This window comes from Conexibacter sp. JCM 18997, assembly GCF_055391915.1.
The window spans coordinates 218,123-232,113 of the sequence record NZ_AP043885.1 but is presented as its reverse complement, the minus strand read 5'-3'; the positions used below and the strand labels follow the sequence as shown (position 1 = coordinate 232,113).

Genomic DNA, 13,991 nt, shown 5'->3' with positions numbered 1-13,991 from the left:
CTAGGACAGCAGCCGGTCCTCGACCGGGGCGTCGATCGCCGCGGCCTCGCGAACCAGCGCCTCGGCGCCGGGGGCGACGAGCTCGACGCCGTCGGCCGGCTCGGGCGCGAAGCGGTAGCCGATGCCGAAGTGCGTGTGGATGTAGCGCCAGTCCGGCGACGCCTTCTCCAGCTTCTGGCGCAGCTTGCGGACGAACACGTCGACCGAGCGGTCGCCGCGGGCCATCGCGTAGCCCCACACGCGCTGGTAGATCTCCTCGCGCTCGAGCACACGGCCGCGGGCGCTGGCCAGCAGCTCGATCAGCTCGAACTCGCGGCGGGTCAGGTCGATCGAGCGACCGTTGCTGAAGGCCTGGAACTGATCGGCGCGGATCTCGACCTCGCCGGCGACGACCGGGGAGACGTCCACGCGGGCCTCGGCGCGGCGGCGGCGGCGGACGACCGACTCGACGCGGGCGATGACCTCTTCGGGATGGCAGGGCTTGGTGACCCAGTCATCCGCGCCGAGGCGCAGGCCGCGCACGCGCTGGGCCACGGTCGACTGACCGGTGCAGACGACGACGCCGAGGCCGGGCAGCGCGGCGCACGTGCGCTCCAGCCACTCCCACGCCTGCGGCCCCAGGATGGCCAGGTCGACGACGACGGCACTGAGCCGCATCGCCACCAGGGCGTCCGGCGCAACCGGGCTGGCGAGCACGCGATGCTCCCAGCCGAGGCGGTCGAGCCGCTTGCCAAAGACCTGCAGGAATCCGCTGTCGCGGTCAAGGACGGCGAGGCGCAGAGGTGCGCCTGCCTGACCCTCTTGAGAATGCGCGCCAGCCAAGCCCGGCGTTCCATCGACCATGTGCGCAAGCTTAGCCCTCGCTAAGGCTGCGGCAACTGTTTGCGCACGCTGCGTCACAGCTTCTTCACAGCGATCGCGCGGCGGGCGCGACGGCGTGTGACGCAGCGCACACAGCGTCAGCCGAAGCGGCCGCTCACGTAGTCCTCGGTCGCCTTCTCGCTGGGGTTGGAGAAGATCGTCTCCGTGGTGTCGTACTCCACCAGGTGACCGGGCTCGCCGACCGCGTCCAGGTTGAAGAACGCGGTGAAGTCGCTGGCCCGGCTGGCCTGCTGCATGTTGTGGGTCACGACGACGATCGTGTAGCGGTCCTTGAGCTGCAGCATCAGGTCCTCGATGGCCAGCGTGGAGACCGGGTCCAGGGCCGACGCCGGCTCGTCCATCAGCAGCACCTCGGGCTCGACCGCGATCGAGCGGGCGATGCACAGACGCTGCTGCTGGCCGCCGGACAGGCCCACGCCGGGCGTGTCGAGCCGGTCCTTGACCTCGTCCCACAGGTTCGCGCCGCGCAGCGCGCGCTCCACGACGTCCGCCAGCTCGCCCTTGGGCAGCTTGCGCCCCGTCAGCTTCAGGCCGGCCGCGACGTTGTCGAAGATCGACATGGTCGGGAACGGGTTGGGCTGCTGGAAGACCATGCCCACGTCGCGGCGCACCGAGACGGGATCGACGCCCGGCGCGTAGATGTCCTCGCCGTCGAGGATCACCTCGCCCTCCACGCGTGCGCCCGGGATCAGCTCGTGCATCCGGTTCAGCGAGCGCAGGAAGGTCGACTTGCCACAGCCCGACGACCCGATCAGCGCGGTCACCTTGTTGGGCTGGATGGTCATCGTCACGCCGCGCACGGCATGGAAGGAGCCGTAGAACAGGTCCAGGTCGCGGGCCTGCATCGTCTTGGCCGCCGGCTTGTCCGCCGTGATGGCGCCCGCCGCAGCGGGGACGGCCGCGCTCGCCGGTTCCGCCGCGGTCTGCGGCTCGATCTCGGTCTCGTCGCTCATCCGCGGATCTCCGTGCCGAAGCGGCGATAGACGAGCCGCGCGGCGAGGTTGAGGATCATCACCAGCAGGATCAGGGTCAGGGCTGCCGTCCAGGCCCGATCGAAGTACGGCTCGGGCGGGACGCCCGGCGTCTTGTACTCGTTGAAGGCGAAGACCGGCAGCGCCTCCATGCGACCCGAGAACGGGTTCCAGTTGACCGACGAGAAGGTGCCGGTGGTGATCAGCAGCGGGGCCGTCTCGCCGACGATGCGGGCGATCGCGACCATGATGCCGGTCACGATGCCGGCCAGGGCGGTGGGCAGCACGACGCTGACGATCGTGCGCCACTTGGGCACGCCGAGCGCGTAGGACGCCTCACGCAGGCCGTTGGGCACGATCTTCAGCATCTCCTCGGTGGAGCGCACGACGATCGGCACCATCAGCACCATCAGGGCGATCGAGCCCATCACGCCCAGGCGGATGCCCGGGCCGAAGATGAGCGCGAACAGCGCGAACGAGAACAGGCCGGCGACGATCGACGGGATGCCGGTCATGACGTCGACGAAGAAGGTCAGCGCGCGCTTGAGTGTGCCCGTCCCGTACTCCTGCATGTAGATCGCGGCCATCACGCCGATCGGCACCGAGATGACGGTGGCCAGCGCGGTGATCACCAGCGTGCCGACGAGCGCGTTGGCCGCGCCGCCGCCCGCGCCGATGACGTTGCGCGAGGACTCGGTGAAGAAGGCCCAGTCGAAGCGCTCGGCGCCCTTGGAGATGACGGTCTCGAAGATCGAGATCAGCGGCAGCGCCGCCAGGCCGAACGAGGCGCTGACCAGGATGGTCACGCCGCGATCGGCGGCCATGCGCTTGCCCTCGACCACGCGCGACCACGTGTACAGCACCAGCGCGGCGACGACGATGCCGCCGGCCACGAGCACGCCGATCGCGATCGAGGTGGTGAAGAACAGCAGCGCCGCGACGGCCACCACGAGGGCGACGACGCCCCACGGGCCCCAGACGGGCAGCTTCCCGTGGCCTTCGACGGCGGCCGCCAGCGCGGGATGCCGCGGACCGCCGCTGGCCAGCGGAGGAGTGGACGTGCTCATGCTCGCGCCCCTTCCGTGCGGGAGATGACGGTGCGGGCGAGGATGTTGACGGCCAGGGTGATCGCGAAGAGCACCAGGCCGGAGGCGATCAGCGTGTTGACGTCCAAGCCCGAGGACTCGGGGAAGTCGAGCGCGATGTTGGCCGCGATCGTCGACGGGTTGGCCGAGGAGACCAGGTCGAAGGTCACGTCGCCGGAGACCGAGAGGATCAGCGCGACGGCCATCGTCTCGCCCAGCGCGCGGCCGAGGCCGAGCATCGAGGCGCCGATCACCGCGGAGCGGCCGAAGGGCAGGACGGACATGCGGATCATCTCCCAGCGGGTGGCGCCCAGGGCGAGCGCCGCCTCGATCTGGGCCCGCGGGGTCTGGGAGAAGACCTCACGCGAGATGGCGCTGATGATCGGCAGGATCATCACCGCCAGCACGATGCCCACGACGAACATCGTGCGGCCGGTCGCGGTCGCGGGACCGTCGAAGAAGGGGATCCAGCCCAGGTGCTCGACCAGCCACTTCTGCAGCGGGACCGAGGCGGGCCCGAGGACGGCGATGCCCCACAGGCCGTAGACGATCGACGGCACCGCGGCCAGCAGGTCGACCACGAGGCCGAGCGGCTGGGCCAGCCAGCGCGGCGTGTAGTGGCTGATGAACAGCGACACGCCGATGGCCAGCGGGACGGCGATGAGGATCGCCAGCACGGCGGCCAGGCAGGTGCCGAAGGCCAGCGGGGCGATGTAGCTGATGAGGCTCTTGCCGCCGGGCAGGTCCTCGGAGTCAGCGGTGATCGCGGGCCAGGCCTCGACGATCAGGAAGATGGCGACGCCAGCAAGGACCGTCAGGATCGTCACGCCGGCGCCAACGGCCATGCCGGAGAAGACGCGGTCCCCCCTCCGCCGAGGCGTGGAACGCCTCGGCGGAGTGAGCGACGTGCTCTGGGGGGCAACGCTCATGGATCTACGCGCCTGCGCCGATCGACTCGACGGCGGGCGTGATGAGGTCGGTGACCTCCTGGGACAGCGGCGCCGAACCGGCGTTGCTCTGGGCGGCCTTCTGGCCGTCCGGGCTGATCATGTAGCTCAGGTAGCCCTTGACCAGCGCGGCATCGTCGGCGCTGTCGTACTTCGTGCAGGCGATCTCGTAGGAGACCAGGACGATCGGGTAGACCCCGGCGCCCGTCGGCTTGCGGTTGATCTCGTAGGCGAAGATGTTCTTGCCCGAGCCCTCCTCACGGGTGGACTCGGCGAACACCTCGGCTGCGGCCTCGGCGGTCGGCTCGACGAACTCCTCGCCGACCTTCACCGCGGCCTTGCCCAGCTCGCCGGCCTGGGACTCGTCGGCGTAGCCGATCGTGCCCTCGCCGTTCTTGACGGCATCGACGACGCCCGAGGTGCCCTCAGCCGCCTCGCCGCCCTTGACCGGCCAGTCGCCGGAGACCTCGTAGGTCCACGCGGACGGCGCGGCCTGCGACAGGTAGTCGGTGAAGTTCTCCGTCGTGCCCGACTCGTCCGAGCGGTTGACGACCGTGATGTCGCTGTCGGGCAGCTCGGCGTCCGGGTTGTCGGCGGCGATCGCCGGGTCGTTCCACTTCTTGATCTTCTGGGCGAAGATGTTGGCCATCGTCTCGGGCGACAGCTGCAGCTTCTCGACGCCGGGCAGGTTGTAGATGACCGCGATCGGCGAGACGTAGACCGGCACCTCGACGACGTTGTCGGGGCCGCCGCAGCGATCCTGCGCGCCCGTCAGCTCTTCGTCGGCCAGGGCCGAGTCGCTGCCGGCGAACACCACGCCGCCGGAGACGAACTGCTCGCGGCCGCCGCCGGAGCCGACCGGGTCGTAGGAGATCGTCGCGTCGGAGTTGGCCTGCTGGAAGCCGGCCGTCCAGGCCTCCTGGGCCGCGGCCTGCGAGCTGGCGCCGGCGCCGGCGATGGAGCCGGACAGGTTGCCGCCCGCGGCCTCGCCGCCGCCGGAGGTGGTCGAAGCAGCCGTGTCGCTGCCCGAGCTCGTCGAGGACGAGTCGTCGTCGCTGCCGCAGGCGGCGACGGTGAAGGTCAGCGCGCCACAGAGGGCGAGCGCGGTCATGCTGCGAGAAAGTCTCAAAGTGCTCTCCTGGTCGTCCTTAGGTTCAAGACGGCAGGCTCGCCTAATACGAACCGTCGCCTGTTATCGACCTGTCTCCGAGTTGTGAAAGCCTGGTGAACGTCCCGGCAATCGGGACTAGTCCGCCAGCCCGTTGGACGCATCGCTGAACTCACGGAACAGGCCGGTCACCACGAAGGCGGTCTGCTCGCCGATGTCGACGGCGTTGTCGCCGATGCGCTCCAGCGCGCGGGCCACGAGCACCATGTGCATGGCCCACTCGCGCGTATCGGGGTCGTCCCCGATGGCCAGCGCCATGTTGAAGATCTCGCGGTTGAGCCGGTTGATGTCACGGTCCTGGCGCACCAGGTCGCGGGCCAGCTCGACGTCGCGCTCCTCGAAGGCCATCCGGCACTGCAGCGCCTCGCTGCGCGCGAACTGCCCCATGGCCAGGAGCTTGTCGATGACCTCCTGGCGGACCGGCGGCTCGTGGCCGGCCAGCGGGACCAGCTTGGCGATGTTCACGCACTGGTCGCCCATGCGCTCGACGTGCTTGATCACGTGCAGCAGCGCCGCCACGACGCGCAGGTCGCCGGCCACCGGCGCCTGCAGGGCGAGCAGCGACAGGATCCCCTGGTTGACCTCGAGGTAGCGCCCGTCCAGCCGGTCGTCGTCGGCGATCACGAAGCTGGCCAGCTCGATGTCCTGGTGGGCGACGGACTCCAGCGCGCGATCGAGCTGGCTGACCACCATGTCGATGGCGCCGAGCGCCTGGCGCTCGAGATGGGCGAGCTCCTCGCGGAACTGGCTGCGCATCTCGGAGGCCATCAGCCGAAACGCCCGCTCACGTAGTCCTCGGTGCGCTGGTCCGTCGGCGTGGTGAAGATCTGGTCGGTCGGCCCGTCCTCGATCAGCTCGCCGTCCATCAGGAACGCGGTGCGGTCGGCGACGCGCGCGGCCTGCTGCATGTTGTGGGTGACGATCACGATCGTCAGGCGGCTCTTGAGCTCCTGGACGAGGTCCTCGATCTTCAGCGTGGAGATCGGGTCCAGCGCCGAGGCGGGCTCGTCCATCAGCAGCACGTCGGGCTCGACGGCCAGCGCGCGGGCGATGCACAGACGCTGCTGCTGCCCGCCGGACAGGCCCACGCCCGGGCGCTTCAAGCGGTCCTTGACCTCGTCCCACAGGCCGGCGCGGCGCAGGGCCGACTCGACGGTGTCGGGGCCGACCTTGCCCTGCAGGCGCACGCCGGCGGCGACGTTGTCGTAGATCGACATCGACAGGAACGGGTTCGGCTTCTGGAAGACCATGCCGATCGAGCGGCGCACGACGTTGAGGTCGATCCGCTTGTCGTAGATGTCGATGTCATCGAGCATCACGGAGCCCTCGGCGCGGGCGCCCTTGATCTCCTCGTGCATGCGGTTGATGCACCGCACCACGGTCGACTTGCCCGAGCCGGACGGGCCGATCAGCGCGGTCGCCTCGTTGGCGTTGAAGCGCAGCGTGACGTCCTTGACGCTGTGCGCCTGGCCGTACCAGGCGTTGAGACCGTCGAGGTTCACCGTGAAGCCCGGGCGCTCGATCGAGCGGGGGGCGCTCGGGGCGGCGGCGAGCGCCTCGAGGCTGACCGCCGGATCGGTCGTCCGGTCGGCCACCGGGCTCTCGTCCAGCGTCTCGATCGGGCTCGGCTCTCCAGCGGTCACGGCGAATGCTCCTTGGTCAAGGCGGAAGCGCCCAGCCTGCTACTGGCTCGCGGCGGACTTGTGAAAAGCGTGTGAAGCCTCGGGCGAGAAGCGGTACCCGAAGCCGAAATGCGTGTGGATGAACCCGTGCCCGGGCAGCGCTTCCTCGAGCTTGACGCGCAGCTTGTGCACGTACACGTCGACCGAGCGGTCGCCGTTGCGCAGGGGCGCGTCCCAGGCGATCCGGTACAGGTCCTCGCGCGAGACGATGCGCCCCTCACGCGACACCAGGGCGATCAGCAGGCGATACTCGCGCATGGACATCGCGACCACGCGGCCACCGACCAGCACGAGCCCATCCGTCGTATGAATCTCGACGTCCCCGCTGCGCAGGACGTCGTTGGAAGCCGCCTCCATGGCTCGGGACACTCCCGCGCAGCGCGTTCGGCGCCGTTACCCGACCGTGAATCTCCTGTGAAGAACTCGTGTACGTCGCCAGGCCGGCCATAGGGTTGCCTCATGGGGCTGTTGCGGAGAGGGCCGATCGACACCGGAATGTTCGACCTTCTGGACGAGGCCGGCCGCAACGTGCAGCACACCGCGCTGCTGCTGCGCGACCTGGTGACGGACTATCCCGAGCGGGCCGATCTGTCGCGTGAGCTGTACCTGCGCGAGCAGGAGGGCGACCGCATCGCCCACGACATCATCCACCGCCTCAACGGCGGCGGGCAAGGCCGTCCCCCGTTCGACTCCGCCGACGGCCACTCGCTGGCCACCGCCCTGGACGACATCGTCGACTACGCCGAGGAGACGGCCGACCGGCTCGGCCTGTACGGCGTCGAGGCGCCGATGGAGCAGGCCGTGGGCCTGGCCGACGTGCTCGTCGGCGCCACCGAGCAGGTCGCCCGGGCCCTGCGCACCCTGCGCAGCGGCGGCGACCTCTCCCCCAACCTCGTCGAGATCCACCGCCTGGAGAACGAGGGCGACCGCATCTCCCGCGAGGCGGTCGCGTCGCTGTTCGCCGACGGGATCGACCCGATGGTGGTGATCCGCTGGAAGGACGTCTACGACTCGCTGGAGTCGGCCGTCGACGCCTGCGAGCACGTCGCCCACATCCTCGAGGGCATCGCGCTCAAGCGCCGCCGGTAGCGCGTCAGTAGATCGTCTCGCCGTCGCGCAGCATCCGCACGAACTTCTCCAGGCGCCGCGCGCGCGTCTCGGGCCGCTTGGCCTCCTGCAGCCGGTAGAGGATCGCGTAGCGGTTCTGGCTGGACAGCGCCGCGAAGCCCGCGGCGGTCGCCGGCTCGGCGTCGAGGATCGCCTGCAGGTCCGCCGGCACCGCCATCGTGCGCGACCCGTCGTAGGCGCGCTCCCAGCGCCCGTCGCCCTTGGCCCGCTCGATCTCCGCGTGCCCGCGAGCACGCATCCGGCCGGCCTCGATCAGCGCCGCGACCTTCCCCACGTTGCGCTTGGACCACGGGCTGCGCGCACGCCGCGGCGTGAACCGCTGGCGGTACCAGGTGTCGTCGACCGACTTGGCCTGCCCGTCGATCCAGCCGAAGCAGAGCGCGACGTCCAGCGCCTCGGCGTAGACGATCGACTGCTCGCCCGACCCCTTCTTGGCGAACTCGATCCAGATGCCGTCGCTGGTCTCGTGCTCGTGTTCCATCCAGGACTCGAAGGCCGCCTCGTCGGCGAAGCGCAGGACCGGCTGCTCGGCGGCCATCAGGCGTCGACGACGACGAGCAGCGCGGTGAGCGCGGCCAGCACGACGCCGATCGTGGTCAGCAGCAGCACGACGCGGCGGTCCTGCGCGCGCCAGCGCGCGTCGAGCACGGCGGTCTCCACCTGCCGCTGGCGCCAGGTGCCGGCCAGGATGAACAGGATCCCGTAGACGATGTAGCCGGCGCCCAGCGCGGCGTAGCTCCAGTGGTCGGTGCCGCCGAGCTCGGGCACCACCCGCCCGACGCCCACCCCGACCGCGATCGCGGTCATCCCCGTGCGCCACCAGGCCAGCTGCGTGCGCTCGTTGGCCAGGTGCGTGCGACGGGTCGCGTCGCCGGTCTCGTCTCGCTGGGGCGCGCTCACCTGGCAGACGATGCCAGAACGCAGACGGCCGGCGCCGGAACCCGAAGGTCCGACGCCGGCCGCAAGCCAGCAGGCGTGTGTGACGCCGTCGATCAGCCGATCTGGTCGACCGTCTTGTTCGCCGCCGCGAGCACCGCGGAGGGCATCGGGTAGACGAAGTCCAGCGCCGGGCCCCACTTCTGGCCCTCGGTCAGGACCCACTTCACGAACGACTTCAGCTCGGCCGCCTTCGGAGAGGAGGTCGGGATGATCGCGTAGGTGAACGTCGACAGCGGGTAGGCCGTCTTGTACTTGGCCGACGGGTACACGATGTGCATCTCGTTGTTGGCCGGGATCGTGGTCAGCGACTTCGCCGCCGCCTCGATGTTGTTCAGGTTGGGGTACTCGTAGTGCCCAGCCGCGTTGCCCAGGGCTGCGACCTGCAGCTTCTTGGCGATCGCGTAGGACGCGGCGACGTAGGTGATGCCGCCCGGCGTGGAGGCCACGAGGCCCGTCACGCCGTCGTTGCCACGAGCACCGGCACCGACGGTGAACCCGACCTGGGTCGAGTAGCCGAGGGCGCTCTTCCAGGCCGGCGAGGCCTTGGACAGCATGTCGGTGAACGCGTACGTGTCGCCCGATCCGTCAGAACGGTAGACGGGGGTGATCTTCTGCGTGGGCAGCGTGACGCCCTTGTTGATCTTCTTCAGGCGCGCGTCGTCCCACATGGTGATCTTGCCCATGTAGATGTCGGCGATCAGCTGCGGCGTGAGCTTCAGCTTGTTGATCCCCGGCAGGTTGTAGGAGATCGCCGTGGCGGTCAGCGCCCACGGGATCTGGACACAACCGTTGCAGGCGGCCGCCTGGTCGGCGGTCAGCGGCGCGTCAGACGCGCCGAAGTCGATCGTGCGGGCGGTGATCTGGGAGATGCCAGCACCCGATCCGACGGCGCCGTACGTGACGCCGGTGCCCTTGTAGTTCTGGGCCCACTGGGCCATGAGCGGGGCGATCAGCGATGACCCTGCACCCACGACGTCGGCCTGGGCCGCGGACGCGGCGGCACCAGACATGCCGCAAGCCGCCAGAGCGGCGACTGCGAAACCGAGCAGCTTGCTGCGGTTCAAGTTGACTCCCTTCAGGGGGTTTGACATTCCCGTGCTTCGGGAACGTCAGCATGTGGCCGTGCGGACGGCGCGATGTTGTGATCGCGTTTCCGAGTTGTTGCTTGACGGTGAACGTTTCGCGGCCGCAGGCGAGACCGCGGATAACGTCGCCCGCATGATTTCCCCTGGCGCGCCCGGAGCGGCGCCTGCGCCCCTGCGTCCGCGCGCCCACGCGCGCGCTCGTGCGCGTCTGCGACGAACGGATTCCGTCGGCAACGCGATCCTCGTCGGACTGTGCGGCTTCGCGGCCGTGCTCGTCGTGGCCACGGTCGTGGAGATCATCTGGAAGGTGGTCGACGGCGCCCGCCCGGCGATCTCGCAGTACGGCGCCTCCTTCATCTGGGACACCGCCTGGCGGCCGAACTTCGAGGAGTTCGGCGCCGGCGTGATGCTCTTCGGCACCGCGGTCAGCTCGGCCATGGCGCTGCTGCTGGCCGTGCCGCTGGGCATCGGGATCGGGCTCTACCTGAGCCTGCTCGCCCCGCGCGGCGTGCGCGCCGTGATCGGGCCGCTGGTCGAGATGCTCGCCGCCGTGCCCAGCGTGATCCTGGGCCTGTGGGGCATCCTCGTGCTCGGGCCGTTCCTGCGCGACCACGTCGAGCCGGGGCTGCACGACACGCTGGGCTTCATCCCGCTGTTCGGGCCGCCCGCGTCGTCGGGCAGCAGCATGTTCACCGCGGGGCTGATCCTCACGATCATGGTCGTGCCGATCATCGCCTCGCTCAGCCGCGACCTCTTCCTGACCGTGCCCCGCGAGCAGCAGGATGCCGCGGCCGCGCTGGGCGCCACGCGCTGGGAGGTGATCCGCGGGATCGTCCTGCCCACGACCGCCTCGGGCGTCGCCGCCGCGTCCTGCCTGGGCCTGGGCCGGGCGTTGGGCGAGGCGATCGCCGTCACCCAGGTGATCGGCGCCGGCGCCGCCATCCAGGCCTCGCTGTTCGCCACCGGCGACACGCTTGCGGGCCGCATCGCCGCGCAGTTCCAGGGTGCCACGAGCGACATCCACCGCTCCGCGCTGTTCTACCTGGCGCTGCTGCTGCTGGTCATCGGCGTGGTCACCAACCTGCTGGCCCAGTGGATCGGCCGCCGCTTCGATCCGCGCCGGGGGCTGGCCCGATGAGCACGCTCCCCTTCGACCCCGAGTCGCCGCTGACCGCGTCGGGCAACCTGCGCCGCCGCCAGGCGGTCAGCCGCCTGGCCGACTGGACGGCCTCCGGCGCCGCCGTGATCGCGGTGATCGTGCTGGGCATCCTCGTGTTCTCCGTCGCCCAGCGCGGCGCCGGCGCGATCAGCTGGGACTTCCTCACCCAGGCGCCGCCGCGCTTCGGCGGCCCGGGCGGCGGGATCGGCCCGGCGATCGTCGGCACCGCGATCATCGTCGGCATCGCCACGCTGATCGCCACGCCGCTGGGCATCCTGATCGCGCTGTTCATGGTCGAGTTCGCGCCGCCCAAGCTGGCCGCGCCGATCAAGCTCATGCTCGACCTGCTCAACGGCATGCCCTCGATCATCATCGGCCTGTTCGTGTTCGGCCTGCTCGTCGCGGGCCACCACCAGAGCGGCTTCGCCGGCGCCGTCGCGCTGTCGATCATCATGGTGCCGCTGATCGCGCGCTCGACCCAGGAGGTCCTGCTGCAGGGCCCCCAGCAGGTGCGCGACGCGGCCGACGCGCTCGGCGTGAGCCGCTGGCGCGCGGTCATCGGGGTGGTCCTGCCCAGCGCGGCCAGCGGCATCGTCACCGGCACGGTGCTGGCCATCGCCCGGGCCGCGGGCGAGACCGCGCCGCTGCTGTTCGCGACGTCGATCTTCGCCGGCACGCTGAGCTTCGACGTGTTCGGCTCCGAGCGCCAGGGCCTGCCGAACATCCCGGTGATGATCTTCACGCTGTCCGACCAGGCCGATGCATCCGCCTCCGAGCGCGCCTGGGGCGCGGCGTTGGTGCTGCTGGCCATGATCCTCCTGGCCAACATCGTCGCGCGGACCCTGCTGGCCCGCAGTCAACGAAAGCTGAACCGCACATGACCGAAACCGCTGTCGACCCCGTTGATCCGATCCGCCCGCGGCAGCGCCTGCAGCAGACCGGAAGCTTCCCCGTCACCACGCCCGGCCCCGTCCGCGCGACGGCCCAGCGGGAGACGATCTTCGACGTGCGCGAGGCGTCCGTGTTCTACGGATCCAAGCGCGCGATCGCGGGCGTCAACCTGAAGATCCACCGCAACGTCGTGACCGCGATGATCGGCCCGTCCGGCTGCGGCAAGACGACGCTCCTGCGCAGCCTGAACCGGATGAACGACTCGGTGCCGAGCTTCCGCCTGGAGGGCGAGATCCTCTACCGCGGCCACGACGTCTACGACGCCGCGGTCGACCGCGTCGAGGTGCGCCGGCGCATCGGGATGGTCTTCCAGAAGCCCAACCCGTTCGCCAAGTCGATCTACGACAACATCGCCTGGGCGCCGCGCAACCTCGGCCTGAAGACCGATCTGGACGCGCGCGTCGAGCAGGCGCTGCGGGGCGCGGCGCTGTGGGACGAGGTCAAGGACCGCCTGAAGGACAGCGCCCTGGGCCTGTCCGGCGGCCAGCAGCAGCGCCTGTGCATCGCCCGCGCGATCGCCATCGAGCCCGACGTGCTGCTGCTCGACGAGCCCGCCTCCGCGCTGGACCCGGTGGCCACGGCGTCGATCGAGGAGCTGATGCACTCGCTCAAGACGCGCTACACGATCGTGATCGTCACGCACAACATGCAGCAGGCCGCGCGCGTGGCCGACTACACGGCCTTCTTCAGCGTCGACTCCGACGGTGCCGAGCGCACCGGCACGCTGGTCGAGTACGGGCCGACCGAGCAGATCTTCACCCGCCCGGACGACCACCGCACGCGCGACTACGTCAGCGGGCGCTTCGGCTGAGGCAGCGCCCGGGCCTCAGGCCGCGGCGTCCGCCGCGACCTGGGGCAGCAGCGCGGAGCCGCACTGCCAGCAGAAGACGGCGCCGCTGCTGTGCGGCGCGCCGCAGTTGGCGCAGGCGCCCGCGGCGCCGGTCTGCTCGGTGAGCAGGATGCGCTCGACCTCCGACAGCTCGGCGTCGGCGGCCTGCAGGACGCCGGCGCGCTCGACCAGCACGTCGACGCGGATCGCGTCGCGCGCGGCCATCTCGTAGACCAGGCCGCCGAGGTCCCACTGCAGCTCGGCCACGCGCGCGCTCAGCTGCTCGTAGCGGCGGTGCAGGTCGACCGGCCGGTCCTCCTCGACGTTGGCCACGTCCCAGGCCGCGGGCACGCCGCCCGGGCCGATCTCGCTGCCGGGACGCCGACGGCGCCGGCTCAGGGGGTTGCTCATCGCTTCGTGCTCCTCTTGCTCGGCCGGCTCACTGGCCGAAGAAATCGCCGGTGAACTCGCCGTCCTTGTAGCCCGGCCCGCTGCCCTTGGCGCCCTTCTTGACGACGGGCGTCTCGGCCTGGGGCACGGCGGCGCCGCTCTCGGTCTTGATGACCTTGGCCGCGGCGGCCTTCGTCTCGGTCGCCGACTTGTCGTCACCGGAGTCCTTGGCCTTCTTGTCGGACGCCTTCTTGTCGGCGCCCTTGTCGGCGGCGGCGTCGGCCGTGGCGGTGGTGTCGGTCGCGGCGACCCCGCCACCCTGGACGGTGATCACCTGGGGCGCCGCGGCGGCGGCGGTGCCGCTGTCCTTCTGGCCTGCGTTGCCGATCAGCACGCCGACGCCCAGGGCCAGCAGCAGCGTCCCCACGCCCGCGATCAGCGTCGCGCCAGACCCGAAGCGGGCCTTGGACGGCGGCGGGGGCGGCACGGCCGCGGCGGTGGCCACGGTCGTCGTGGTGGTGGTCGTCGTGCGGCCGTCCATGAAGGGCAGCCGCGGGTCACCGCGGCGCTCGCCGCAGTTGACGCAGTAGCGCTGGTCGACGGCCAGCTCGTGGCCGCAGCGCGTGCAGTGCTGGGACATGGACGGCAGCAGGCCGGTGTTGATCGCGACGGTTGGCGCCTCGCCGGACAGATCCGTCGTCGGCGGAACGGCGTTCTCGTGGTCGTCATTCATGGGTTCCACGACCGCGATTGTGGAGGCTGCTGGTTGCGAAGT

17 protein-coding genes are annotated in these 13,991 nt (G+C 70.5%); 4 read left to right on the top strand and 13 right to left on the bottom strand.

The window, feature by feature from the left end; all coding sequences use genetic code 11:
• The 8 genes from ACZ5UI_RS01180 to ACZ5UI_RS01145 form a co-directional block, all read right to left on the bottom strand.
• Nucleotides 1–657 (bottom strand): response regulator transcription factor, encoded by a 657-nt coding sequence (locus ACZ5UI_RS01180; protein ID WP_464193360.1) that lies wholly within the window; start codon nucleotides 655–657, stop codon nucleotides 1–3.
• Between the two features lie 302 nt (nucleotides 658–959).
• On the bottom strand, nucleotides 960–1,727 hold the full coding sequence (gene pstB / locus ACZ5UI_RS01175) for a phosphate ABC transporter ATP-binding protein PstB (RefSeq protein ID WP_464197737.1): 768 nt from the start codon (nucleotides 1,725–1,727) through the stop codon (nucleotides 960–962).
• A 104-nt stretch (nucleotides 1,728–1,831) separates the two neighbouring features.
• Entirely contained in the window at nucleotides 1,832–2,920 is a 1,089-nt protein-coding gene (gene pstA / locus ACZ5UI_RS01170) for a phosphate ABC transporter permease PstA (protein WP_464193358.1), read from the bottom strand.
• Nucleotides 2,917–3,867, bottom strand: a complete 951-nt coding sequence (pstC, locus tag ACZ5UI_RS01165) for a phosphate ABC transporter permease subunit PstC (RefSeq protein WP_464193356.1) — start codon at nucleotides 3,865–3,867, stop codon at nucleotides 2,917–2,919. The genes pstA (ACZ5UI_RS01170) and pstC (ACZ5UI_RS01165) overlap by 4 nt, the downstream gene beginning before the upstream one ends.
• Before the next feature lie 4 nt (nucleotides 3,868–3,871).
• The gene (pstS, locus tag ACZ5UI_RS01160; RefSeq protein WP_464193354.1) at nucleotides 3,872–4,996 is read right to left on the bottom strand and encodes a phosphate ABC transporter substrate-binding protein PstS; all 1,125 of its coding nucleotides are present in this window, start codon (nucleotides 4,994–4,996) and stop codon (nucleotides 3,872–3,874) included.
• A 135-nt stretch (nucleotides 4,997–5,131) separates the two neighbouring features.
• Nucleotides 5,132–5,821, bottom strand: a complete 690-nt coding sequence (gene phoU / locus ACZ5UI_RS01155) for a phosphate signaling complex protein PhoU (protein ID WP_464193352.1) — start codon at nucleotides 5,819–5,821, stop codon at nucleotides 5,132–5,134.
• A complete protein-coding gene (gene pstB / locus ACZ5UI_RS01150) occupies nucleotides 5,821–6,576 on the bottom strand; it encodes a phosphate ABC transporter ATP-binding protein PstB (protein ID WP_464197735.1) in 756 nt (251 codons plus the stop codon). Before pstB (ACZ5UI_RS01150) ends, phoU begins: the two co-directional genes overlap by 1 nt.
• Nucleotides 6,577–6,735: 159 nt before the next feature.
• Nucleotides 6,736–7,092 (bottom strand): winged helix-turn-helix domain-containing protein, encoded by a 357-nt coding sequence (locus ACZ5UI_RS01145; RefSeq protein ID WP_464193350.1) that lies wholly within the window; start codon nucleotides 7,090–7,092, stop codon nucleotides 6,736–6,738.
• A 138-nt stretch (nucleotides 7,093–7,230) separates the two neighbouring features.
• Here ACZ5UI_RS01145 and ACZ5UI_RS01140 point away from each other — a divergent pair, with 138 nt between their 5' ends.
• Entirely contained in the window at nucleotides 7,231–7,824 is a 594-nt protein-coding gene (locus ACZ5UI_RS01140; protein WP_464193348.1) for a DUF47 domain-containing protein, read from the top strand.
• 4 nt (nucleotides 7,825–7,828) lie between these two features.
• Here the strand turns inward: ACZ5UI_RS01140 and ACZ5UI_RS01135 are convergent, their stop codons facing one another.
• The 3 genes from ACZ5UI_RS01135 to pstS (ACZ5UI_RS01125) form a co-directional block, all read right to left on the bottom strand.
• Nucleotides 7,829–8,401, bottom strand: coding sequence for a YdeI/OmpD-associated family protein (locus ACZ5UI_RS01135; protein WP_464193345.1), 573 nt, complete (start codon nucleotides 8,399–8,401; stop codon nucleotides 7,829–7,831).
• Nucleotides 8,401–8,763 carry a YidH family protein gene (locus tag ACZ5UI_RS01130; protein WP_464193343.1) on the bottom strand — a complete coding sequence of 121 codons (363 nt, stop codon included), beginning with the start codon at nucleotides 8,761–8,763 and terminating at the stop codon, nucleotides 8,401–8,403. Before ACZ5UI_RS01130 ends, ACZ5UI_RS01135 begins: the two co-directional genes overlap by 1 nt.
• 92 nt (nucleotides 8,764–8,855) lie before the next feature.
• Complete coding sequence (gene pstS / locus ACZ5UI_RS01125) at nucleotides 8,856–9,812, bottom strand: phosphate ABC transporter substrate-binding protein PstS (protein WP_464193341.1); 957 nt, start codon at nucleotides 9,810–9,812, stop codon at nucleotides 8,856–8,858.
• 208 nt (nucleotides 9,813–10,020) lie between these two features.
• Between pstS (ACZ5UI_RS01125) and pstC (ACZ5UI_RS01120) the strand changes: the two genes are divergently transcribed.
• From pstC (ACZ5UI_RS01120) to pstB (ACZ5UI_RS01110), 3 genes are read left to right on the top strand one after another with little or no spacing between them, the layout of a single operon-like run.
• A complete protein-coding gene (gene pstC, locus ACZ5UI_RS01120; RefSeq protein WP_464193338.1) occupies nucleotides 10,021–11,025 on the top strand; it encodes a phosphate ABC transporter permease subunit PstC in 1,005 nt (334 codons plus the stop codon).
• Entirely contained in the window at nucleotides 11,022–11,927 is a 906-nt protein-coding gene (gene pstA, locus ACZ5UI_RS01115; RefSeq protein ID WP_464193336.1) for a phosphate ABC transporter permease PstA, read from the top strand. The genes pstC (ACZ5UI_RS01120) and pstA (ACZ5UI_RS01115) overlap by 4 nt, the downstream gene beginning before the upstream one ends.
• Nucleotides 11,924–12,808, top strand: coding sequence for a phosphate ABC transporter ATP-binding protein PstB (pstB, locus tag ACZ5UI_RS01110; protein ID WP_464193332.1), 885 nt, complete (start codon nucleotides 11,924–11,926; stop codon nucleotides 12,806–12,808). The genes pstA (ACZ5UI_RS01115) and pstB (ACZ5UI_RS01110) overlap by 4 nt, the downstream gene beginning before the upstream one ends.
• 15 nt (nucleotides 12,809–12,823) lie before the next feature.
• Here pstB (ACZ5UI_RS01110) and ACZ5UI_RS01105 read toward each other — a convergent pair whose 3' ends face one another.
• Together ACZ5UI_RS01105 and ACZ5UI_RS01100 are read right to left on the bottom strand one after the other, a co-directional pair.
• Nucleotides 12,824–13,237 (bottom strand): hypothetical protein, encoded by a 414-nt coding sequence (locus ACZ5UI_RS01105; RefSeq protein ID WP_464193330.1) that lies wholly within the window; start codon nucleotides 13,235–13,237, stop codon nucleotides 12,824–12,826.
• A gap of 28 nt (nucleotides 13,238–13,265) precedes the next feature.
• Entirely contained in the window at nucleotides 13,266–13,958 is a 693-nt protein-coding gene (locus tag ACZ5UI_RS01100; RefSeq protein ID WP_464193327.1) for a hypothetical protein, read from the bottom strand.
• Between the last annotated feature and the right edge of the window lie 33 nt (nucleotides 13,959–13,991).

Excerpts from the sequence above, each read along its gene's own strand:
- ACZ5UI_RS01180 (WP_464193360.1), bottom strand. The coding sequence starts at position 657 with ATGCGGCTCAGTGCCGTCGTCGTCGACCTGGCCATCCTGGGGCCGCAG.
- pstB (WP_464197737.1), bottom strand. The coding sequence starts at position 1,727 with ATGCAGGCCCGCGACCTGGACCTGTTCTACGGCTCCTTCCATGCCGTG.
- pstA (WP_464193358.1), bottom strand. The coding sequence starts at position 2,920 with ATGAGCACGTCCACTCCTCCGCTGGCCAGCGGCGGTCCGCGGCATCCC.
- pstC (WP_464193356.1), bottom strand. The coding sequence starts at position 3,867 with ATGAGCGTTGCCCCCCAGAGCACGTCGCTCACTCCGCCGAGGCGTTCC.
- pstS (WP_464193354.1), bottom strand. The coding sequence starts at position 4,996 with ATGACCGCGCTCGCCCTCTGTGGCGCGCTGACCTTCACCGTCGCCGCC.
- phoU (WP_464193352.1), bottom strand. The coding sequence starts at position 5,821 with ATGGCCTCCGAGATGCGCAGCCAGTTCCGCGAGGAGCTCGCCCATCTC.
- ACZ5UI_RS01145 (WP_464193350.1), bottom strand. The coding sequence starts at position 7,092 with ATGGAGGCGGCTTCCAACGACGTCCTGCGCAGCGGGGACGTCGAGATT.
- ACZ5UI_RS01140 (WP_464193348.1), top strand. The coding sequence starts at position 7,231 with ATGTTCGACCTTCTGGACGAGGCCGGCCGCAACGTGCAGCACACCGCG.
- ACZ5UI_RS01135 (WP_464193345.1), bottom strand. The coding sequence starts at position 8,401 with ATGGCCGCCGAGCAGCCGGTCCTGCGCTTCGCCGACGAGGCGGCCTTC.
- pstS (WP_464193341.1), bottom strand. The coding sequence starts at position 9,812 with ATGTCTGGTGCCGCCGCGTCCGCGGCCCAGGCCGACGTCGTGGGTGCA.
- pstC (WP_464193338.1), top strand. The coding sequence starts at position 10,021 with ATGATTTCCCCTGGCGCGCCCGGAGCGGCGCCTGCGCCCCTGCGTCCG.
- pstA (WP_464193336.1), top strand. The coding sequence starts at position 11,022 with ATGAGCACGCTCCCCTTCGACCCCGAGTCGCCGCTGACCGCGTCGGGC.
- pstB (WP_464193332.1), top strand. The coding sequence starts at position 11,924 with ATGACCGAAACCGCTGTCGACCCCGTTGATCCGATCCGCCCGCGGCAG.
- ACZ5UI_RS01105 (WP_464193330.1), bottom strand. The coding sequence starts at position 13,237 with ATGAGCAACCCCCTGAGCCGGCGCCGTCGGCGTCCCGGCAGCGAGATC.